Raw genomic sequence first — 21,762 nt, forward strand, 5'->3', positions numbered from 1 at the left:
CGCGGCTACGCCGTCAGGTGGGGCGCGCGCAGTCCGGCCTGCTGCCCACGCCCACCGCGCCGGCCGGCCTTCTGTCCGCTCCCCCTGCGTGCGAGCAGCGCCAGGGCGTTGATGGGCCCGGCGGCCAGACAGAACACGCCGAGGGCGAGGACGAAGTCACGGCTGTCCTGCGGGGTGTCGGTCGCGTTGAACAGCCGGCCATCCGCCTCGACGCGGACGACCTTGCCGCGGTACAGCGTCGCCCGAGCGGGCCGCTCGCCGGCCGCCGGGAGGTTCTTGAACGGGGCCGTTGGCATGGTCAGGTGATGCCCGTCGACGTCCACCTGGGCCTGTGAGGTGGTGATCCAGGTGACCGTCCCGTCGAGGACCGCGCGGCACTTCGCCGAGGTGAACACCTGAGCCGGCGCGCACTGCGGAGCGTCGCGCATCCGCCGCCCCTCCACGTCGCTGCGCCAGGCGAGCAGCAACAGCCCGGCGCCGACCAACGTCGTCACCGCCACCATCACCAGCAACGCCCGGTTGGACCACGGGGCCTGATAGGCACGCACCACAGCACCATTGTCACCTGGCCGCCGAGGTTCCCACCGCCCGCAGGCGCGGGCGAAACACGCCGAACAGCGCTAGTCCCGGAGGGGCCCCTCCGGGACTAGCGCCTACCCTGCTCGGCGTCGGCGTCGCTCTGCAGGGTGTCGTCCGCAGGTCTTCTAGCGGTGGGTCCGCTCATCGAACCATGGACAACCCTCGACATGAGTGAACATCGGAGGTATCACTTCGTCAAGAAGGGTTCCGAACTTCTGTTCCATCGAACAAAAGCGACAGCCTCCAAGATTTTAGCCCTTGCCGACCATGGCCTGTGCCTGCTAGACATCGGATGTATTCGCGCAGTGCCGTGATACCCCCGAAGGAACCTGAGGATCCCGTCATGAAGCTGTTACGACCGGCCATCCTGGCCACCGCCATGGTCGTCTCGCTCACCGCCTGTGACTCCGCCGCCACCCCTGAAAGCACCGGAGGAACCCCGCCGATCGCCGTCGACCTGCCCCGGGCCGACTCCGACTTCTGGAACTCCTACGCCAAGTACGTGCCGGCGTTCGCGAAGGAGGCCGGCATCAACCTCATGACGCCGACGAACTCGCAGAACGACATCGCCAAGCTCGTCGCGAACACCCAGGCGCTCACCAGCCAGGGCGCGAAGGCGATCGTGATGGCGCCGCAGGACACCGGCGCGATCGCGACCACGCTCACCCAGCTGGAGCAGAAGAAGATCCCGGTCGTCACCGTCGACACCCGGCCCGACAAGGGCAACGTCTACATGGTCGTGCGGGCCGACAACCGTGCGTACGGGCAGAAGGCGTGCGAGTTCCTCGGCGCGAAACTCAACGGCAAGGGCAAGGTCATCGAGTTCCAGGGCTCGCTGTCCAGCGTGAACGGCCGGGACCGGTCCGAGGCCTTCGCCGAGTGCATGCAGAGCAAGTTCCCCGGCATCACGGTGTTCGCCGAGCCGACCGACTGGGAGGGTGCGAAGGCGTCCGCCGCGCTGCAGACCCGCCTGGCCCAGCACCCCGACATCAACGGCATCTACATGCAGGCCGGCGGCGTGTTCCTGGCCCCGACGCTGCAGCTGCTGCGCACCAAGAACCTGCTCGTCCCGCCGGGCGACCCGAAGCACATCTTCATCGTCTCCAACGACGGCATCCCGCAGGAGTTCGAGGCGATCCGCAAGGGCGAGATCGACGCGACCGTGTCGCAGCCCGCCGACCTCTACGCGAAGTACGCGCTGTTCTACGCCAAGGCCGCGGTGGACGGCAAGACGTTCCAGCCCGGCAGGACCGACCACGACAGCACCATCGTGCAGGTGCGTCCCGGGCTGCTCGAGGACCAGCTGCCCGCCCCGCTCGTCACCAAGGACAACGTCGAGGACTCGGCGTTGTGGGGCAACCAGATCGGCAAGTGATGACGGGCGCACCGGCGGTGGAGGCCGTCAACACGAGCAAGCGCTTCGGCGCCACCACGGCGTTGCACGACGTGTCGCTGTCGATCGCGCCGGGCAGCACCCACGCTCTCGTGGGCCGCAACGGTGCCGGCAAGTCGACGCTCGTGTCGCTGCTCACCGGGCTGCAGAGCCCGGACGCCGGCGCGGTCCGATTCGACGGGGAGCCTGCCCCGCCGGTGCCGGACCGGGCCGCGTGGCGCCGCCGGGTGGCCTGCGTCTTCCAGCGCTCCACCATCATCGCGGACCTGTCGGTGGCGGAGAACCTCTTCCTCAACCGCCAGGGCGACGTCATTCGCTGGGGTACGCTGCGCCGCCGCGCACAGCAGCTCCTGGACGAATACGGGGTCGACGTCGACCCCGCGGCCAGAGCCGGTGACCTCGGCGTCGAGCAGCGGCAGCTGGTCGAGATCGCGCGGGCCCTGTCCCAGGGCGCCCGGTTCATCATCCTCGACGAGCCGACCGCCCGGCTCGACGCGACCGCGATCGAGCGCCTCTTCGTCCGGCTGCGGGCCCTGTCCGCGACCGGCGTGACGATGCTGTTCATCTCGCACCACCTGCAGGAGGTCTACGAGGTCTGCGACACCGTCACCGTGCTGCGGGACGCGCGGCACGTGCTGACCGCGCCCGTCGACACCGTCGACCACGACGCGCTCGTCGCCGCGATGACCGGCGAGGCGGTCGGGCTCACCGCGGTCGGGGCCCGCCCGCCGGTCCCGCCGGACGCCCAGGTGGCGTTGCGGGTGGCGGGGTTGACGTTGCGCGGTTCGTACACCTCGATCGACGTCGACGTGCGCGCCGGGGAGATCGTCGGGGTCACCGGCTCCGGCAGCAGCGGCAAGGTCGCCCTCGCGGAAACCGTCGGCGGGCTGCGGCGCGCCACGGCCGGGACGGTGACCGCCGGCGGCCGGGACGTCACACCGGGCAGCGTGCCGGCCGCGCTCGCCGCCGGGATCGGCCTGGTGCCGCAGGACCGGCACCGGGAAGGGCTCATCCCGCGGCTGTCGGTGGCCGAGAACGCCACGCTGCCGATCGCCGCGTCGCTCGGGCCGGCCGGCTACGTCTCCCCCACGAAGCTGGCGGCGACCGCGCGGGCGTTCATCGACCGGTTCGACATCCACACGTCCGGGCCGGCCGCACCCGTGAGCAGCCTGTCCGGCGGCAACGCGCAGAAGGTCGTGCTCGCCCGCGCCCTGAGCACCGCGCCGTCCGTCCTGGTCCTCATCAACCCGACCGCGGGCGTCGACGTGCGCTCCAAGGAGTCCCTGCTCGACGCGGTGCGCACCGCCGCCGACACCGGCACGGCGGTGCTGATGGTCTCCGACGAGCTCGACGACCTGCGCCACTGCGACCGGGTCCTCGTCATGTTCCACGGCCGCGTCGTCGCGGCCCTGCCCGCCGGGTGGAGCGACACCGACGTGGTCGCCGCCGTCGAAGGAGTCAACCGATGACCACCGTCCCGGCCCGGCTGTCCGGGATCCGCCTGGCCCGGATGCGGGACCTCACCCTCGTCCCGGCGATCCTGGTCCTGCTCGTCGTCGGCGCGATCGTCGACCCCGTCTTCCTGTCCAGCACCAACATCATCAACGTGCTGCAGCAGCAGACCGAGCTGTCGCTGCTGGTCCTCGCCGAGACGGTCATCCTGATCGGCGGCCGCTTCGACCTGTCCCTGGAGTCGACCGTCGGCCTCGCGCCGGCGCTCGGCGTCGCCCTGGTCATCCCGGCCGCCAGCAACGGGCTCGGCACGTCCTGGCCGTCCGCGCTCGCCGTGCCGTTGATCCTGCTCGTCGGGCTGCTCGTGGGCGCGTTGAACGGCCTGCTGATCCTGCGCTTCGGGCTGTCCGCGTTCATCGTGACCCTGGGCATGCTCATCACGCTGCGGGGCCTGCAGATCGGCATCACCGGCGGCAAGAACCTGTTCGAACTCCCGCCGTCCGTGCTGTACCTGGGCAACGCCACGTGGCTCGGGCTGCCGTTGTCGATCTGGCTGTGCGGACTGCTGTTCGCGATCGGGATCGCGGTCCTCGGCTGGTTCCGCCACGGCCGAGCCGTCTACGCGATCGGCGGCAACGTCGACGCGGCCCGCGCCGCCGGCATCCGCAGCGACCGGGTCATCTGGATCGTGTTCATGGTCGCCGGTGTCCTCGCCGCGCTCGCCGGCCTGCTGATGACGGGCCGGCTCGGCTCGGTCGCCGCAGCCCAGGGCGAGAAAATGATCTTCATGGTCTTCGCCGCCGCGGTCATCGGCGGCGTCAGCATGAACGGCGGCAAGGGCACCCTGTTCGGCGCCCTGTGCGGCGTGCTCGTCCTCGGCCTGATCACCAACATCCTGACCCTCGCCGGCGTCTCGGCGCAGTGGATCCAGGCGGTGTACGGCCTGATCATCCTGATTGCCCTGATCCTCGCCCGGGTGACGACGGGCAAGGCGCAGGACTCCTAGACCGGCATGGTGGGCGGTGTCTTGGCGGTCACCGCCCACCATGCCTTTGCGCTATCGTGACCGCATCGACGCACCTCTGCGGCGGCGGGCACTGGCCCGGTTCGCGCTCAGCCTCTCCGACGAGCAATACCGTGCCCACCATGCCCGGCTCGCCTCCGGCGACGTCGACGACCGCCACGACGGGCTGTTCATCGCCGTCGTGCGCCGCGATGTCGCCGCGGTCGAGCGGGCCCTCGATGACGGCGAACTGCTCGGCCGGGCGTTGTCCGCGGCGATCCGCCTCCCGGTGTCCGACACCGCCCTGCGCCGCCTCGCGCTGAGCGCACCGTTCGTCATCCGGCGGCAGGTGTACCGGGTGCTGCGGCGCTCCTGTCGCCGGGAGCTCGCCGAATCGCTGCTGCCGCAGGTCCCCGCCCGCGACCGGCCGCTGCTCCTGGCGGCCTGCTCCCCCGGCGTGGTCGAGCGGTGGCTGCCGGCGCTGCGGCTCACGGCCGACGACCTGCACCGCCTGGCCCGGGTGGCGCCGGTCGCCGTCGCGCGCCGGTTCGTCGAGGACGCCGGCACGGACCCGGCACGCCGGTGGTCCCAGGACCGGCACACCATGGAGACCGCGCTGCGGCGCGATCCGGCGGCGGCCGCGATCGTGTCCCCGGACCGGCAGTGGCACGAGATCGGCACCCCGGACGCCGTCGCCGCCGCGCTGCGGGACCGCACGTGGTGGTGGTTCCCGGTGCCGTCGCAGGGCCTGATCCGGCTGCCCCGGCGGGCCCGGCGGACGGTCCGCCGGCTGGCGGGCGCCGACCTGGACGCCCTCGCGCGCCTCACCGACGGCGCGGGGCGCGCCGCGCTGCTCGACGCGCTGCCACCCGCCCGCCGCCGCCCGCTGCCGGGTCCGTCCGTCGTCGAGCTCATGGCCCTGTCCTTCGCTGGCCGGGTGGCCTGGGCGCGGACGCTGCTGGCGGAGCGCCCCGGCGATCCGGAGGTGCTCGCACTGCTGCCGTACGCGGAGGTCCGCGACACCTTGCTGGCCATGACCCGCAGCCACCGCGCCGACGAGCGGGAGCGGGGCTGGCTGGCGCTGCTGCGCAGCGCGATGCTCGACCGGGACCCGGCCGCGAACACCGACGCGATCGACCGGGCCGGGCGCGCCTGGACCGACCAGCACCTCGTCCAGCAGTCGGTGCTGAGCCTGCTCGCCGCCGGACCCGCCCGCAGCGTGACCGCCGTGCCGGTGCCGGCGGTCGCCGCCGTCGTGCACACCGTCCTCACCCGCCCCGACGTCGCCCCGCGCTCCTGGCAGTACATCGACGAATGGCTCACCCGCACCCTCACCGTCGCGCTCGACGCGGCGCACCGCCCGGACGCCGGCCCCGCCGAGGTGGCCCGGGCCGCCGAGCTCTTCCTGGTCTACGCGCGCACGAAGCGGGACCTCGGCCCGTGGTACGCCGCGCCACGGCTGCGGCCGCGCGTCCGGGCCACCGTATGGGACCTCGCCCACGACCTCGACGGCCGGGCGCTGCTGGTGGTCGCGGCGCAGCTCGGGCTGGATCTCGGCGACCGGATGCGGGACATCGCGCTCGGCGCCACGGATCCGGAGATCGCGCGGGAGGCGGCGCGGCTGTGGGTCGGTGGCGCCCCCGCGGACCGGGCCGAGCGGCTGCAGACCCTGCTGGAGCACGACCCGGCGCTCGCGCGGGTGCCCGAGATCACCCGGCTGCTGACCACCCGGCACACGAGCCTGCTCGACCACGCTGCGGTCCGGTCGCTGCGGCCGCTGATCCCGGCCACCGCGGCGACGCTGCGGGCCTGGCGACCGGCGCAGCGGACCTGGTACCGGGACGCCGCCGCCGAGCAGGCCACCGACCCGTCCGTCGCACCCGCCGACCGGATCGCGGCCCTCCGCGTGCTCGACGACCCGGAGCTGCTCTCCGCCCTCGCCGAGGCGGACGACGGCGGGGTCGCCACGGCCGCGCTGGGCGCCCTGGCCCGCCGCCCGCACGGCCTGGCCCACCTCGCGGAGCACGTCGACGACCCGATCGGCTACCGGGCCCGGGCCGCCGCCCGGGCGCTGCGGTCGGCGCTGGACACCGTCACCGACGCCGCCGCGGCCGGTGCGCTCACCGCCACGCTGCGCGGCGGTGGCCGGCTCGCGCCGGCGAAGGAGGCCGTGCGGGCCCTCGGCGCGCTCGGCACCCCGGCGGCCGTGGCCGCCCTCATCGACGCCTGGCGCCTGCCCGACCTGCACCGCGACGTCCGCGCCGCCGTGGCCGCCACCCTGGTCCCCTCCGTCGAGGCCACGGACGGCGTCGCGGAGCTCCTCGCCGCTGCGCTGCGCCCCGACGCGCAGCCCGACGCCGTCCGGGACGCGATCCTGGCAACACCGGTCGAGCGGGTTCCAGCCGACCGGCGGCCGGCCGTGGCCCGCCTACTCGTCCGTGCCCTCGACTCCGGCGACCCGGCGGTGGTGACCGGGTACCGGCGCTGGTTCCGCTACGCACCCGAGGGCCTCGACGCGGTCGCCCGGATGGTCGGCCTCGACCACCCCGACGAGCTGGCCGGCGCGGCGCGGGTCACCCTGGGCGCCGCCCTGGGTACCTCGGCCGGCGACCTCGCCTGGGCGGCCGCCGTGGACGTGCTCGCGGCGCAGGCGGACCGCGACCGGGTGAAGGTCCGGCGCCGGCTGGCCGACCTGGCCGCCACGCTGACGCTGGGCTCGTGGCACATCCCACCGGCCGCCCGGCGCCCCGCAACCCGCGCGCTCGAACGGGGCCTCGTCCCGTTCGACCTGCCCAGCGTGCGGGTGCTGCTGCTGACCCGCCTCGCGCTCGGCGACCTGGCCGAGCCGTCCTCCGAGGCCGGACCGGACCTGGCGCTGTGGGACCGGCTGCTCGACGCCGTGGACGACCGGCCGCACCGGTTCGATGTCGAGTCCTGGCGGGGGCTGCCCCGCCTGACCGACCCCACCCACCTGGCCGCGGTCCTCGACCACCTGGCCCGGCGCCCCGGCCCCGCCGCGGCGCTGGTGTGGATCCGGCTCGCCGCCACGCAGGAACGCTGGCCGGAGCCCCGGCTGCGCCGGCTGGACGACCTGCGCCGGCACGCCGACCCGGACGTGCGGGAGACCGCCCTGGACGTGTCGGCGTCAGGCTGACCCGCCGCGCAGCTCGACCAGCAACTCCGACAGCGCGGCCGGATCGGCCGCGCCCATGGGGATGTGCCGGGCCAGCTGCAGGTGGTCCGACCAGGCATCGTCCAGCCAGATCTCGGTGACCTGCTGGTCCGAGGACGGGTCGAACGGCGAGTCAGCCCCCGGAGTGATCTCCACCAGCAGCGACAGCCCGTCCGGCAGGTCGTGCGCCAGCTGCGTGTGCGGCTGGCTCGGCACGAAGGACGAGCCGTTGCCCCGCCACGCTCTGCGGTGCACGAGTTCCAGGGCCCGCCCGGTCGGCAGCGGCCCGAACCCGGTCAGGCTGGTCGCGGCGCGCTCCGCCTCGGTGAGCGTCACCACCGGCCGGTGCAGCTGCGCAAACGGCGGCAGGATCTCGTAGTCGGTGCCGAGCTGCACCCAGTGGGCCAGGTCCGGGCCCAGGTCCGCGGGGTGCACGAGGCCGAGCTGCGCGTCGCCGTCGACGGTCGCGGTCGTGTCGTGGAGGTCCGCGAAGGTGCCGTCCTCGGCGACCCGCAGGGCCCGGACCAGGCCGCGCCGCTGGTCGTACTCGCCCCACAGCAGCCGCCGCGCGAGCGGTCCCAGGACCGGGTGCGGCAGCACGACGGCCGGAAGGTCCCGGGCCGGCCGGAACCGCCGCGTGAACAGGTCCCGCTGCAGCCGGGTGGTCTGCGCCGCCACGGTCGCCCGCAGGTCCTTCTTCAATTGCAGGAACCGTTGGTACGCGTCGGGATTCGTGTCCTTCACGCCCGGCTTGGGCGGCCTGGCGACGGGCCGCCCCGCGGGGTCCAGGACCCGGACGGTGAGGTGGTCGTCGGTGACCACCGTGAACACGCGCGGCCCGTAGTCCAGCGTGACGCCGGTGTCGAGGCCGTGCGTGGCCGCCAGCCGGTCCGCCAGCTGGGTCACGGACAGCCCGCGCCGGGCGGCGGCCTGCGCGAGGTAGTTGCTGGCCCGCTCGTTCGTCGTGCCGCCCGACATGTTCGCCTCGATCGCCAGCAGGTGCCGCAGCGCAGTGTCGGTGCCAGCCGTCGCCAGGACCGCGAACCCGTCGATCGCCCGCGCGTACCGGCTGAGGGCCGGCCACGACCGCACCAGTGGCGCCAGCACGTCCATGGTGGCGTCGTCGCCGATGTGCGCCTGTGCCAGCAGCGCCCAGGCCTCCCCCGCCGGCGCCCCGTCCTCCACCCACTCGTGCAGCACGGCCCGGCCGAACGCCGCCAGGCTGGCCGCGTCGCAGCCCGCGATGCGCTCCCGGGCCTCCGGTTCGACCGGCCTGACGAGCGGCTGCGTGGCCACCGACGACTCGACGGCCACCGGTACGGCACCGTCGGATCCGGGCGCCGGCTCCGGCGGTCCGGCCAGACGCGACCAGCTCAGTGCCTCCACGACCCGGGCCACCTGGTCGGGCGGCAGCGCCCCGCCGCCGGCCCGCTGCAGCTCCGGCAGCCGATCGGGGCGGGTCCAGGCCGGTGGACGGCCCTTGCGGGTGGCATACGCCGGCACCGCGAACAACGACGGGACCCCGGACGCCCCCTCCAGGAAGTGCAGCGCGTCCTCCGCCTGCTGCTGGGCCCGGCCCGGGCGCCCCTCGGCGACCGGGGTCAGCGTCCGCATCGCCACGTCCGCGTGCCGCTGCAGCCACAGCCGCGCCCACAGCCGCGCCGAGCCCAGGTGCCGGAGCCAGCCCGCGACCAGCGTGGCCACCTCGGCGCCCCGGAACGGCAGCACCAGCAGGCCCAGGCGGTCGGCGTCCCCGCCCGCGTCGCGGAGCACCAGCGGCAGCGCGTCCAGTCCGAACCGGGCGACCGCGACCCGGTCCAGGTCGATGCGCTGCCCGTGGCGCAGCAGGGTCAGCGACTTGCCCAGCAGCGCCCGCGCCGACGACTCCGGCCCCCGCACGATCAGCCACGACAACTGCGCCGGGGTCAGGTTCGACAGGTCGTCGGCCCGCGCCACCGCGGCGCCCCAGTCCGGCTGCTCGCGCCCGTGCTCCAGCGCCGCGGCCCGCGACCACCACCGGTCCCGCTCCCCGTCCTCCCACGCCAGGACCGTCGAAAACACGCCGGGCAGCACGTCGGGCCCGCTTGTCATGGGTTCAGCCTCCAGGGTTCCTGCCGCCGGGGATCGGTGCCGCCGACCGTACCGGAGCCGGATCGGCACACCCCACGGCACCATCCGGCGGAGGGGGCGCCAGGACGCACCGGGACCTCCTCGCGTACGGGGCCCGGAGCGCCGATAGTGAGCCCCGTGCATGCGACGGTACGGTGTGGCGATGAGCGAGGCGGCGGTGGCTGAGGGTGTTGTGGTGCAGGTGGTCGAGCTCACCGGCGGGCGGGAGATCTCGTGGGGTGACGGGACCGTCGAGCGGTTGCGGGACCGGCTGTCCGACGTGCAGTCCGCGATCGTCGCCGGGGTGCGGGCCGTCGCCGCGAACGTCACCCCCGACCTGTCCGGGTGGGAGGTCGCGGAGCTGCAGGCGAAGTTCGGGGTCACGCTCAACGCCGAGGCCGGGGTGGTCGTGTCGCGGGCCACGACCGGTGCGACGTTCGAGGTGACGGTCACCCTGCGGCGAAAGCCCGACGCGGAACCGGCCGCCGAGGCCGGCCAGAGCGGATGATCGACGGGCGCATCGTCGCCGGCGGCCGGGATCTGGGCAGCGGGTTCGTCCTGACGGACCGGATCGTCGCCACGGCGGCGCACGTGGTGCGGGACCGGGCGGCCGAGGACCTCGAGTTCGTGACGGCGGCCGGGGTGCGGCTACCGGTCGAGGCGGTCCAGGCGGAGCCGGCGATCGACGTCGCGACGCTGCGGGTCGCGGAGTCCCTCGCCATCGTGCCCGCGTTGACGCATGCGGTGCTGCGCGCCGACTGGCGGGTCACGGCCCGGCCGAAGAACCACGACGCGCAGCTCACCGGCACGGTGACGGCGACCGACCATCTCATCGTCAACCAGGGCGGCACGGAGATGACGGTGCTGCAGCTGCACGTGGCGGAGGCGTTGCGCGACTACCGCGGCTACTCCGGCAGCGCCGTGACCGTCGACGGCGCGGTCGTCGGGGTGCTGGTCGAGCAGGTGCGCGAGCGGGCCGCCGCGGGCGACGCCGGGCCGGCCGCGGCCAACGTGCTGTTCGCGGTGCCGGTGGCGCAGATCGTCCGCAGGTTCAGCCTGGGCGTCGTGGTCGGGCGGTCGGACCGGGCGCTGCCCGTGCACCAGCTGCTGGACACGGCATACTTCGACCTCGACCTGCTCAAGACCGCGATCCTCGAGGCGATGGCCACGGCCGGCGGGCGGTTCCTCGTGTTCGGGGTCGACGCCGGCGAGCAGGCGGTGGTGGACAACCTGTGCGCGTGGCTGCGGCAGTACGTGGGTGAGATCGCCCGGCAGCACTGGCTCGACCTCAGCGCCGAGCTGCACTCCGTCGACACGGCGGTGCGGAAGATGACCCGCTACCCGGCGGTGCTGGCCGCCCGCAACGTGATCTGCCCGGTGACGGTGCGGGGCACCCCGGCCGCCGACGTGGCGGAGCTGGTGCGGCGGGTCCGGGAGGCGTACGGGCAGCCGAAACGCTGGTGCATGCTGTTCCTGCTCGGCGTGCCCGCCGGCGGGTTCCCGGACGAGGTCACGGCGCTGCCGCCGCCGCGGTTCGCGCACCGGGACGTGGAGCGGTGGGCGGCGCACGTGACCGTGTACAAGCGCTGGCCGCGGCCCCTCGCGACGGCGTGGACGGCGGACATCGTCGGCCGGATCGGCGACGAGCTCGACGTGCGGTACACGTACGAGGAGCTCGCCGAATGTATCGACCGCGTCCGGTTCCAGCCGGACGAGCTGCGTGGCTACCTCGAGGACCTGGAGGCCTGATGCTGACCCGCCACCGCGTCGACACGTCGCTGCGCTTCGACCGGCTCGCGGAGCTGCCGGAGCGGCGCGACATCGAGGTCGCAGGCGACGCTGCCGGACCGCTCCCGCAGCCGCGGTTCGAGCCGCGGCTGCGGGAGCCGTACCGCGCCTCCGCCGACCTGGAGGAGGCGGTGAACGTCGCGATCGCGCTCGGCCGGCCGCTGCTGCTGCAGGGCGACCCGGGCGCCGGCAAGACCCGCCTCGCGCACGCCGTCTCCTACGCGCTCGGGCTGCCGCTGGAGGAGGCGTACATCAAGTCGACCAGCCGTGGCCAGGACCTGCTGTACGTGTACGACGCCGTCCGCCGCCTGTACGACACCCAGCTCGGCCGCGCCGCCACCGCCGAGAGCGACTACGTCCGGCTCGGACCGCTCGGCCGGGCGATCGTGCGGGCCGGGCACGGCCGCCGGTCGATGGTGCTCATCGACGAGATCGACAAGGCCGACATCGACTTCCCCAACGACCTACTGCGGGAGCTGGACCAGCTCGCGTTCGACGTGCCCGAGGCGCACGGCGAGCGGCACGCGGTGCCGGCCGACCGGCCCGACCTGCGGCCCGTCATCGTCGTGACGAACAACGAGGAGAAGGCACTGCCGGCCGCGTTCCTGCGCCGGTGCGTGTTCCACCACGTGCGCTTCCCCGACGCCGCCGCCGAGCTCGACGCGATCCTCGCCCTGCACGGCATCGGCGACGTCCAGCTGCGCGCGGAGGCGATCGACACGCTGCTGCGGCTGCGGTCCCTGGACCTGGCAAAGAAGCCCGGCCTCAGCGAGTTGCTCGACTGGGTCAGTTACCTGCAGGCGGTCGGTGCGCGCCCCGGCGGCGGGCGGCTGCCGTTCTCGGGGGTGCTCATCAAGCAGCACGCCGACGCGCTGCGGCTGGAGCGCTGAGGGTGCCGCCGTTCGTGCTGGCGATCGTCGACCAGCTCCGCCGGCGGGGGCTGCCGCTCGGCGTGGATGACTGCGACGCCCTGCGCCGCGCCCTGGCGGCCGGGTTCGGCTGGACGTCCGGCGCCGCCCTGACCGAGCTCTGCGTGATGCTCTGGGCGAAGACCGAAGCAGAAGCGGACATGGTGCGGGCCGCGTTCGCCCGCGTCGATGCTCCACAGTGGACCCTGGCGGCGCCGGCCCGGCCGGAAACGGCGCCGGTGCGCACCGTCGGCGACGCACCCGCGATGGAGCACGCACCCGCGCCGCCGGCGGTCGACGCCGAACCCGCACCGCCACCGGTCGCCGCACCCGGGCGGGGCCTTCCGGCGGCGCCGCCCGGCACCGGACGGACCGACACCACACTGGTCATGACCCCCCAGTACCCGCTGACCGAACGCGAGATCGTCCAGGTCTGGCGGGGCCTGCGCCGCCCGACCCGGCACGGCCCACCGGTCGAGCTCGACGTCGACGAGACCCTGCGGCGTTCGGCGCGCCTCGGGGTGCCGGTGCCGCCGGTGCTGGTCCCGGCCCGCCGCAACACGACCCGGCTGCTGCTGCTCGTGGACCGGCAGGGGTCGATGGCGCCGTTCCACCGCTACGTCGAGCACGTCGAGCAGGCGGTCCGCCGGGCCGGGCGGCTCAGCGCGCTCACCGTCGTCTACTTCCACAACACCGTCGGCGCCGCGGACCCGGGGCTGCTGCACGCGGTCCCGGACCCGTTCGACCCGGCGATCGACGCGGTGCTGCCGGCCCTCGCACCGTTGCGGGACGGCACCCTGTACCGCGACCCGGCGCTGACGTCGCCGGTCCCGTTGCGGGAGGTCCTCGACGGGGTCACCGCGACCACGGGCGCCGCGGTCATCAGCGACGCCGGCGCCGCCCGCGGCACGCTCAGCCCGGCCCGGCTGCTGGACACCGCCGCCCTCGGCAAGGCGCTGCGGGCCGCGGCCGGCGCCGTCGCCTGGCTCAACCCGGTCCCCTCGGCCGGCTGGCGGCGCAGCACCGCCGAGCAGGTCGCCCGGCACCTGCCGATGTTCCCGCTGACCCGCGCCGGCATGTACCAGGCGGTCGACGTGCTCCGCGGCCGCCCGTTCCCCGTGGCCCGGCCGCTGTGACCACCGCCTGGGTCCGCGCCTCCCCCGTCGCGGCCGGTCTCGCCGCCGCCCGGTCCCGCCTGCCCGCCGGCGCCCTGGAGCTGGCGTGCCACGCGGCCGTGGCGGTCGCGGTCGACGCCGGCCTGCTGCACCTGCTGCGGATCAACTTCTTCCTCGACCCGCCGACCGTCCTGCCGTTCGAGGCCGAGGCCGCGCTGCTGCTGTCGCCGCTGTTCCGCGAGGTCGGCGAGGACCTGTACGAGATCGACCCGGCCCTGCGCGACGCCCTGCTCGCCGCGCTCACCGCCCGGTTCGGCCCCGAACGACCGGCGCGGGTGGCGGTGCTGCTGGAGCAGTACACCGACCAGCACCCCGCGTGGCACCTGCAACCGGAGCTGGAGCACGCGCAACGGCTCACCGCACTGAACCTGGTCGACCCGGCCCGCGCCGCCGACTGGCTCGCCGCGAACCGCCCCTCCGCCGGCGGTCCGGCCCTGACCCGCGAGTGGTTCGTCGCGATGACCGGCCGCCTGCGCCCGCGGACGTCACTGCCGGACCGGCTGGCCGACGCGGTCGCGGCGGCCGACGCGCCGTCGCACGAGCTACGGGCCGCCGCCGTCGCCGAGCTCGGGGAACTCGCCCTGCTGCCGGGCGCCGACGTGCGGGCCATCGCCCTGCGGCTGGAGCGGGTCGCCCGCGTCGACGACCCGCCGCTGCGGGACATCGCCCGCGACGTCCTCGACACCGTCAAACGGCTCGTGCCGCCACCCGCGCCGCGCCAGCCGGCCGGTGACGAGCCGAGCGACCCGTACCGGTCCGTGCCGTTCCCGGCCCTGTACGGCATCGACCCGTCCACGTTCGACCCCGAGCGGGCCTGGGCGGTGCCGGGGAACCTGACCGTGCCGATCGGCACCGACCCGGACGGCCGGCCGGTGCTGCTCGACCTGCGCGAGCCCGGCCACGGCGGGACGGGCCCGCACGCCCTGATCGTCGGCGCCACCGGGGCCGGCAAGTCGGAGCTGCTGCGGACCCTGATCGTCGGCCTTGCGGCGCGGCACAGCCCGGCCGAACTGAACATCCTCCCGGTCGACCTGCGCGGCGGCGCCGCGTTCGCCGGCCTCGAGACCCTGCCGCACCTCGCCGGGCTCGCCGTGGACTCCGGCGACCTGGTATCGCTCATCGAACGGTTCAAGGACGTCGTCCTCGGCGAGATCAGCCGCCGCCAGCAGCCGTTCACCGCGCGCCGCCCGCACTTGCTCATCGTCGTCGACGAGTTCGGCTCGCTGCTGACCGCCGACCCGTCGCTCATCGACACCCTCATCTCCATCGGTCGCCTCGGCCGCCCGGTCGGCATCCACCTGGTCGTGGCGTGCCAGCGCCTCGAGTCGGGTCACCTGCGCGGCCTCGACGCCCACCTGTCGGTCCGGATCGCCCTGCGCGCCTTCTCCGAGCAGGAGTCCCAGCTCGCCATCGGCACACCGGAGGCGTTCGACCTGCCCCGCGCCGCCGGTCACGGCTTCCTGCGGGCCGGCGACGGCGCCCCGCAACGCTTCCGCGGCACGTCCGTGTCCGACCCGTACTCCGCCTCGTGGGACGACGTCCTCGCCCAGCGACCGGACTCGCTCCTCGACGTCCTGGTCCGTCGCATGGCCGGGCACGGCGCCGAGGTGCACCAGGTCTGGCTGCCTCCGCTTCCGCCGGTGCTGGCGCTCGGCGACCTGCCGGCCGACGGCGTCACGATCGGCGAGGTCGACGTGCCCCGCGAACACCGGCGCCGGCCGTTCAGCATCGACCTCTCCGGCGCATCCGGGCACGTCGCAATCGTCGGCGAACCGCGCACGGGCAAGACGACCGCGCTCCGGACGGTGGTCGCCGCCCTGGCCCGCACGGCGCGGCCGGTCGGCGTCTACTGCGTCGGCGGCGACCTCGGCCCGCTGATCGGCCTCCCCGACGTGATCACGGTGCTCGATCCCGCCCACGACCATGACACGTTGAACGCCCTGTTCGGGTCCCTGGGAGGCAGCACCGCGGCCGACACGGTGCTCGTCGTCGACGGCTGGTCCAACCTCCTTCGGCGTTATCCGGGCCTCGGCGACCTGGTGTCGGCCGGGCGGGTGGTGATCGTGGCCTCGGACGAACGGTGGAGCCGGTTCAGCGAGGAGCATCTCGCCGCGTTCGGCACGCGCGTCGAGCTTCGGCTCGACCACCCCGACACGTCGCGGATCTCGGTCCCCGCCGCCCGGCTGCTGCGGTACGAAACCGCGGGTCGTGCGCTGACGGCCGGTGGGCTGCAAATGCAGATCGCGCTGCCGATCCGGCGGGGCGGCGGCTCCCACGAGGCGTACCTGCGGGAGCTCGCCACCACACCGGTGGAGCAGCCACGCCCACGGATCCGGCTCGGCACGTTCCTGTCCGGCGGCGAGGAGTTCGCGGTGGACTTCGCCGCGGACCCGCACCTGATCGTCCTCGACGCGTCCCCGGACGAGCGGCTGGCCGTCCGGCAGGCGATCGAGCGCTCCGGCAACGGCGAGATCGTCGGCCCCGACGACACCACCCGCGTCGTCGAGGAGCTGCAACGGTCGTCGGGCGGGGTGAGAATGACCGGGCCCGACCTGTGGGTGATCGCGGAGGGCGCCCTCACTCCGCTGACGGCGCTTCGAGACCTGCTGCCGTACGCCAGCGGCCTGCGGCTACGGGTGGTTGTCTTCGCCCCGGTAGGGGCATCGGACGGGATCGTGCGGACGCTGAAGGACCTCGCCACGCCGACGATCACGCTGTCCCGCGAGATCGGCGAGCTGGCCGTGCCGGACCAGCAACCTCGGCAGATACGGCTCGATCCGCCGACGTCCCCGGGCGTCCGGTTCGCCGAGCTGCACGGCATCGATCCGGCGACGTTCGACCCGGCGCGGGCGTGGGCGGTGCCGGGGAACCTGGCCGTGCCGATCGGGTCCGACCCGGAGGGCCGGGCGATCCTGGTCGACCTGCGCGACGGGAGCGAAGGCGGCATGGGCCCACACGGGCTCGTCGTCGGGGCGGCCGGGGCCGGCACGTCGGAGTTGCTGCGGTCCCTCGTCCTGGGGCTCGCCGTCACCAACAGTCCTGCCGAGCTGAACATCCTCGCCGTGGACTTCGGCGGGGCCACGTTCGCCGGGCTCGAGGCGCTGCCACACCTCGCCGGGATCGTCGTGGACGACGTGCCGCGCCTGGTGCACGTGCTCCTCGGCGAGGTCGACCGGCGGCAGCAGGCAGATCCGGGACGTCGCCCGCGGCTGCTGGTGGTCATCGACGAGTTCGGCTCCCTCCTCTCCGCGCAGCCGTCGGCCGTCAACGCGCTCCTCCAGGTGCTCCGGGTCGGCCGTACCCTCGGCATCCATGTCCTGCTGGCCGCCAGGCAGCTGGCCGAGAACCGGCTCCGCGGGCTGGACACGTACCTGACGTTCCGGATCGCCATGCGAACTGTCACGGCGGCCGAGTCCCGGCTCGTGCTCGGCGGGCCGGAGGCGTTCGCGCTGCCGCATGAACCCGGACACGGCTACCTACGGAACAAGGCGGACGACAGCGTGCGCCGGTTCCGGGGAGCGATGGTCACGCAGGTGCAGGAGGCCCTCGTCGCCCCGATGGCCGGGCGTGGCGGGCCCGTGCACGAGATCTGGTTGCCGCCGTTGCCGCAGTTCGTCGCGCTCGGCGACCTGCCGACCGGCGCAGTCACGATCGGACTTGCCGACATCCCCCGCGAGCACCGCCAGGCACCATTCACCATCGACCCGTCGGCAGAGGCCGGGCACACCGTGATTGTCGGTGGACACGGCGCCGGCAAGACGACCGCGTTGCAGACGGTGGTGACCGCGATCGCGCGCCAGCACGAGCCATATCAGGTCTACTGCCTCGGCGGAGGGCTCAACACCGTGGCTGGCCTGCCGTTCGTCGGGGGGGTTTTCCGCCGCGACGACGCGGCCGCCATCAACCGCCTGGTTACCTTCCTCCGTCACAGCCCGCTGGATCTCACGCTGCGGGTGGCGGTGCTCGTCGTCGACGACCTGCCGAGAGTGCTGCGTGATCATCCGAGCGTCGCGGACCTGCTCGCCATCCGCCGGGTGCATGTCGTGGCGACCGCCACCGCGTGGAGCGCGTTCGAGGCGGAGGTCCTCGACACCTTCGCCACGCTGATCGAGCTACGACTCGACGACCCGACCGCGTCCCGGTTCGCCCTCGACGTCGCCTGGCAGGTCTCGCCGGACCGACCCGGATGCGGCCACGCCGGCGAAGGCGTCCGCGTGCAGATCGCGGCGCCGGTCCGGCACGTCGGCGGCGACCATCACCAGTACGTTGCCGAGCTCACCGACGCGTGGACCGGCCCGCTGGCGCCGCGGGTCCGACCGGAACTGCGCCTGCGCATCGGCGTCCACCAGGACGACGGCACCGACTGCGTGCTCAACTTCGCCGGGCGACCGCACCTGCTGATCCGCGGCAGCGACGACCTGGTCCGGCGGGTCGGCGAGACCATCGCGAACTGGGCGGACGGGCGGGTGTTCGGTGCGGCCGACGCCGCCACCGTCGCCGAACTGCTCCGGGCCAGGCGGCCCCGTCCGGACCTGCCGACCCGCGGCCGGCTGCTGCGGGACCTGTGGACCGGACCGGAGCTGTGGTTCGTCGCCACCGCCGGGCTCGACGGGCTGGCGCCTCTGATCGAGTTCCTGCCGGAGGGCTACGAGCTCGGGTTCCACCTCATCGCGCCCGACGAAGGGTGGTCCATCCGCGGTCTGGACGCCGCCAACACGGCGACGCTCATCGGCGCCCGGGCACGGTCGTCCCGGGCCGGAACAATCATCCAGGACGGCCGGCAGCGAAAGGTAACGCTCGAGCTCTAGCGCTCGTGGACCAGGTCGCCGTCGACGAAGACCAGGTCGGCCCTGGTCTCGTACAGGGTGGCGCCGGGCTCGAACGGGTCGCGGTCCAGGACGACCAGGTCGGCGGCCTTGCCCACGGTGATCGAGCCGGTCTCGTCGTCGGTGCCGTTCACGTAGGCCGAGCCGAGGGTGTACGCGGTCAGCGCCTGCTCCAGGCTGAGCGCCTCCTGCGGCAGCATCGGCACCTGGGAGGTGGGCCAGTCCGCCTCGCCGGAGACCGGTGGTTCGGTGCGGTGGACGGCGACGTGGATCGCCCACCACGGGTCCGGGGTGGTGACGGGCCAGTCGCTGCCGGCGGCGAGCCGGCCGCCGGTGCGGGCGATCGAGCCGAACGGGTACTGCCAGCCGGCCCGCTCCGGGCCGAAGAACGGCACGCAGAGGGTGTCGTTCTGCTCGTGGTGGGTGGCCCAGAGGGCCTGGATGTTGGCGGTGACGTCGAGCGCGGCGAACCGGGGCACGTCGTCGGGGTGCACGACCTGCAGGTGGGCAAGGTGGTGCCGGGCGCCGGAAGCAGCACCTCGGTCGCGGGCGGCCTCGACGGCGTCGAGGCATTCGCGGACCGCGCGGTCGCCGATGGCGTGGAAGTGGACGCCGAAGCCGGCGGCGTCGAGCAGGCTCACGTAGTCGCGGAGGCGGGCCGGGTCGACGTTGGACTGGCCGCAGTGCCCGCCCTGACCGACGTACGGGTCGAGCATCGCGGCGGTGAAGTTCTCCGCCACACCGTCCTGCATGATCTTCACCGCGGTCGCGCGGAACCGGCCGTGCCGGGCGAGCGCGCGGCGGGACTCGAAGGCGGCGATCTGGGTTTCGTCGCCGCCACGGTCCCACCAGAGCGCGCCGGTGACCCTTGCCCGCAGTACACCTGCCGCATCCGCCTGCACATAGGTGTCGAACTGATCACGTGCGCCGGCATAGGCGCCGACGATCGCGTCCTGCCAGCCGGTGACGCCCAGGCTGAACAGGTAGCGCTGGGCCTCCATGAGCGCGCGGTCGTAGTCCTCGGCGGTGTCGGCGGGCAGCAGGCCGGTGATGAGGTCCATGGCGCCCTCGTGCAGGACCCCGGTCGGCTCCCCCGCGGCGTCCCGCTCGATCCTGCCGTCGGCCGGGTCCGGGGTGTCCCGGTCGATCCCCGCGATCAGCAGTGCGCGACTGTTCACCCACGCCGAGTGATGATCGCGATTGGGCAGGAAGGCGGGCCGGTCGGGGGCGACGGTGTCGAGGTCGTCACGGTGCGGCAGGCCGCCGGGGAACGCCGCCATCGACCAGCCGCCGCCGGTGATCCAGCCGTCACCGGGGTACGCGGCGACGGCGGCGAGGTAGTCGGCCTTGGCGTGCCACGGGGTGAGGTCGCAGCGCAGCCGTTCCAGGGCGCCGGACACCGGGTGGATGTGCGCGTCCTGGAGGCCGGGGACGAGGGCCCGGCCGTCGAGGTCGACGACGTCGAACGCCTGGCCGGACAATTCCGACAGGACGCGGGCCCGGTCACCGACGGCGGTGATCCGCCCGTTCTTCACGGCCACGGCCTCGGCCCCGCCGGCGGCGAAGACCCGGCCACCGATGAACAACAGCGCACTCATCCGCGCAGCATGCCCGGCAACCATGGGGGTACGCAAAGGGTCCACCCCGTTGACCGGCATGCCCGTCGATGTGATGGTGCCATCACCACATCGACGGTCGGCGAAGTGTTCGCGGTATCCCGCGGCACCCGCTGCGTTTCCCCCAACCGGAAGGGACCACCCACCCATGCGCATGAGACGGGTCATCGCGATCGGCGCGGCCATCCTCGCCGTCGCCGCGAGCGTCGTCGCCGGCCCCGCACCAGCCCAGGCCGTGCAGGTCACCGGGCTGACCGCGACCATCGCCCTGAACAACTGCTCGGGCGCCCTGGTCCGGTACCCCAGTTCGGTCGACAGTGACCGGGCGATGCTGCTCACCAACGGCCACTGCTACGAGGGTGGCTTCATCAACGCGGGCGTGGTCCTGCAGAACCGGACCAGCACCCGCACCGGCACGCTGCTGAGCAACACCGGCACGTCGCTGGGCACCGTGCGCGCCGACAAGCTGATCTACGGCACGATGACGAACACCGACGTGGCGCTGTACCAGCTGACACAGACGTTCGCGCAGATCAAGACGAGCTACAACACCACCGCCCTGACGATCGCCGGCACCCACCCGGCCGATGGCACGGCGATGACGATCCCGTCCAGCTACTGGAAGCAGGTCTGGACCTGCACCATCAACGGCTTCGTGCCCACCCTGCGCGAGGACCAGTGGACCTGGCACGACTCGATCCGCTACAACACCGGCTGCCAGACCACCCACGGCACGTCCGGCTCGCCGATCGTCCGCTCGTCGGACAACGCGGTCATCGGCATCAACAACACCGGCAACGACGACGGCGCCAGCTGCACCCTCAACAACCCGTGTGAGGTCGACGCCAACGGCAACGTCACCGTCCACCAGGGCCAGAGCTACGGTGAGCAGACCTACTGGTTCACCACCTGCCTCAACTCCTCGCGGGTCATCGATCTGACCATCGCCGGCTGCCTGCTCACCAAGCCCGCCGGCACGGGCAACACGGTCACCGTGACCAACCCCGGCGCGCAGACCGCGACGGTGGGCACCGCGAAGTCGCTGCAGATCTCGGCGTCCTCGTCCGGCTCCGGCCAGACACTGACCTACTCGGCGACGGGCCTGCCCGCGGGCCTGAGCATCAACGCGAGCACCGGCCTGATCTCGGGCACGCCGACCACGGCGCAGACGACCACCTCGACGGTCACGGCCACCGACACCACGGGTGCGAGCGGCACGGCGTCCTTCGGCTGGACGGTCAGCGGCGGTGGCGGCGGCACGTGCAGCGGCCAGAAGCTGCTGAACCCCGGCTTCGAGTCGGGGGCCACGTCCTGGACCGGCACGACGGGCGCCATCGGCCAGTGGTCCAGCCAGGGCCAGCCGGCCCGCACCGGCACGTACTCGGCGTGGCTGCTCGGCTACGGCTCCACCCACACCGAGTCGGTCTCGCAGTCCGTCACCATCCCGGCCGGCTGCTCGGCGACGCTGACCTTCTACGTGCACATCGACACCGCCGAGACCACCACCTCGGTGGCGTACGACAAACTGACGGTGACCGCCGGGTCCACGACGCTCGGCACCCTGTCCAACCTGAACAAGGCCTCCGGGTATCAGGCCAAGACCTACAGCCTGAACGCGTTCGCGGGCCAGACGGTCACCCTCAAGTTCAACGGCACCGAGGACTCGTCGCTGCAGACCTCCTTCGTGCTGGACGACCTGGCCGTCACGGTCAGCTGATCCGCGCCGGCGGGCCGGGGCTGC

General features: G+C 73.7%; 13 protein-coding genes. 10 read left to right on the plus strand and 3 right to left on the minus strand.

All coding sequences use genetic code 11. From position 1 onward, the window contains the following. Positions 1-5 precede the first annotated feature (5 nt). Positions 6-548, minus strand: a complete 543-nt coding sequence (locus ACFPIJ_RS35315; RefSeq protein WP_380121791.1) for a hypothetical protein — start codon at positions 546-548, stop codon at positions 6-8. A gap of 374 nt (positions 549-922) precedes the next feature. Between ACFPIJ_RS35315 and ACFPIJ_RS35320 the strand changes: the two genes are divergently transcribed. Genes ACFPIJ_RS35320 through ACFPIJ_RS35335 form a run of 4 tightly spaced genes read left to right on the plus strand, consistent with a single transcriptional unit; the run spans position 923 to position 7,581 of the window. Continuing rightward, on the plus strand, positions 923-1,954 hold the full coding sequence (locus ACFPIJ_RS35320) for a sugar ABC transporter substrate-binding protein (protein ID WP_380121793.1): 1,032 nt from the start codon (positions 923-925) through the stop codon (positions 1,952-1,954). Beyond that, positions 1,954-3,441 (plus strand): sugar ABC transporter ATP-binding protein, encoded by a 1,488-nt coding sequence (locus tag ACFPIJ_RS35325; RefSeq protein WP_380121795.1) that lies wholly within the window; start codon positions 1,954-1,956, stop codon positions 3,439-3,441. Before ACFPIJ_RS35320 ends, ACFPIJ_RS35325 begins: the two co-directional genes overlap by 1 nt. Beyond that, positions 3,438-4,430: an ABC transporter permease gene (locus ACFPIJ_RS35330; RefSeq protein ID WP_380121797.1), complete on the plus strand. Its 993-nt coding sequence runs from the start codon at positions 3,438-3,440 to the stop codon at positions 4,428-4,430. The genes ACFPIJ_RS35325 and ACFPIJ_RS35330 overlap by 4 nt, the downstream gene beginning before the upstream one ends. Before the next feature lie 46 nt (positions 4,431-4,476). Next, positions 4,477-7,581 (plus strand): hypothetical protein, encoded by a 3,105-nt coding sequence (locus tag ACFPIJ_RS35335; RefSeq protein ID WP_380121799.1) that lies wholly within the window; start codon positions 4,477-4,479, stop codon positions 7,579-7,581. Here ACFPIJ_RS35335 and ACFPIJ_RS35340 read toward each other — a convergent pair. Then, complete coding sequence (locus tag ACFPIJ_RS35340) at positions 7,573-9,690, minus strand: DUF4132 domain-containing protein (RefSeq protein WP_380121801.1); 2,118 nt, start codon at positions 9,688-9,690, stop codon at positions 7,573-7,575. The two genes, ACFPIJ_RS35335 and ACFPIJ_RS35340, sit on opposite strands and share 9 nt — an antisense overlap. A gap of 181 nt (positions 9,691-9,871) precedes the next feature. On the opposite strand from ACFPIJ_RS35340, the gene ACFPIJ_RS35345 reads away from it, so the two are divergent. Genes ACFPIJ_RS35345 through ACFPIJ_RS35365 form a run of 5 tightly spaced genes read left to right on the plus strand, consistent with a single transcriptional unit; the run spans position 9,872 to position 18,387 of the window. After that, positions 9,872-10,216, plus strand: coding sequence for a CU044_2847 family protein (locus ACFPIJ_RS35345; RefSeq protein WP_380121803.1), 345 nt, complete (start codon positions 9,872-9,874; stop codon positions 10,214-10,216). Further along, positions 10,213-11,457: a S1 family peptidase gene (locus ACFPIJ_RS35350; RefSeq protein WP_380121805.1), complete on the plus strand. Its 1,245-nt coding sequence runs from the start codon at positions 10,213-10,215 to the stop codon at positions 11,455-11,457. The genes ACFPIJ_RS35345 and ACFPIJ_RS35350 overlap by 4 nt, the downstream gene beginning before the upstream one ends. Further along, positions 11,457-12,386 carry an AAA family ATPase gene (locus ACFPIJ_RS35355; RefSeq protein WP_380121807.1) on the plus strand — a complete coding sequence of 310 codons (930 nt, stop codon included), beginning with the start codon at positions 11,457-11,459 and terminating at the stop codon, positions 12,384-12,386. The genes ACFPIJ_RS35350 and ACFPIJ_RS35355 overlap by 1 nt, the downstream gene beginning before the upstream one ends. A gap of 2 nt (positions 12,387-12,388) precedes the next feature. Further along, complete coding sequence (locus ACFPIJ_RS35360; protein ID WP_380121809.1) at positions 12,389-13,540, plus strand: VWA domain-containing protein; 1,152 nt, start codon at positions 12,389-12,391, stop codon at positions 13,538-13,540. Beyond that, a complete protein-coding gene (locus ACFPIJ_RS35365; protein WP_380121811.1) occupies positions 13,537-18,387 on the plus strand; it encodes an FtsK/SpoIIIE domain-containing protein in 4,851 nt (1,616 codons plus the stop codon). Before ACFPIJ_RS35360 ends, ACFPIJ_RS35365 begins: the two co-directional genes overlap by 4 nt. On the opposite strand, the gene ACFPIJ_RS35370 is transcribed toward ACFPIJ_RS35365, so the two are convergent. Then, positions 18,384-20,003 carry an amidohydrolase gene (locus ACFPIJ_RS35370; protein ID WP_380121813.1) on the minus strand — a complete coding sequence of 540 codons (1,620 nt, stop codon included), beginning with the start codon at positions 20,001-20,003 and terminating at the stop codon, positions 18,384-18,386. The two genes, ACFPIJ_RS35365 and ACFPIJ_RS35370, sit on opposite strands and share 4 nt — an antisense overlap. A gap of 166 nt (positions 20,004-20,169) precedes the next feature. Between ACFPIJ_RS35370 and ACFPIJ_RS35375 the strand changes: the two genes are divergently transcribed. After that, positions 20,170-21,738, plus strand: coding sequence for a putative Ig domain-containing protein (locus ACFPIJ_RS35375; protein WP_380121815.1), 1,569 nt, complete (start codon positions 20,170-20,172; stop codon positions 21,736-21,738). The last annotated feature ends 24 nt before the right edge of the window (positions 21,739-21,762 follow it).

Origin of the sequence: Dactylosporangium cerinum (assembly GCF_042653625.1) — a bacterium.
GTDB classification, from domain to species: Bacteria; Actinomycetota; Actinomycetes; order Mycobacteriales; family Micromonosporaceae; genus Dactylosporangium; species Dactylosporangium cerinum.

Coding starts and splice junctions, on each gene's coding strand:
- ACFPIJ_RS35340 (WP_380121801.1), bottom strand. CDS start 9,690: ATGACAAGCGGGCCCGACGTGCTGCCCGGCGTGTTTTCGACGGTCCTG.
- ACFPIJ_RS35355 (WP_380121807.1), top strand. CDS start 11,457: ATGCTGACCCGCCACCGCGTCGACACGTCGCTGCGCTTCGACCGGCTC.
- ACFPIJ_RS35330 (WP_380121797.1), top strand. CDS start 3,438: ATGACCACCGTCCCGGCCCGGCTGTCCGGGATCCGCCTGGCCCGGATG.
- ACFPIJ_RS35320 (WP_380121793.1), top strand. CDS start 923: ATGAAGCTGTTACGACCGGCCATCCTGGCCACCGCCATGGTCGTCTCG.
- ACFPIJ_RS35325 (WP_380121795.1), top strand. CDS start 1,954: ATGACGGGCGCACCGGCGGTGGAGGCCGTCAACACGAGCAAGCGCTTC.
- ACFPIJ_RS35350 (WP_380121805.1), top strand. CDS start 10,213: ATGATCGACGGGCGCATCGTCGCCGGCGGCCGGGATCTGGGCAGCGGG.
- ACFPIJ_RS35345 (WP_380121803.1), top strand. CDS start 9,872: ATGAGCGAGGCGGCGGTGGCTGAGGGTGTTGTGGTGCAGGTGGTCGAG.
- ACFPIJ_RS35370 (WP_380121813.1), bottom strand. CDS start 20,003: ATGAGTGCGCTGTTGTTCATCGGTGGCCGGGTCTTCGCCGCCGGCGGG.
- ACFPIJ_RS35375 (WP_380121815.1), top strand. CDS start 20,170: ATGCGCATGAGACGGGTCATCGCGATCGGCGCGGCCATCCTCGCCGTC.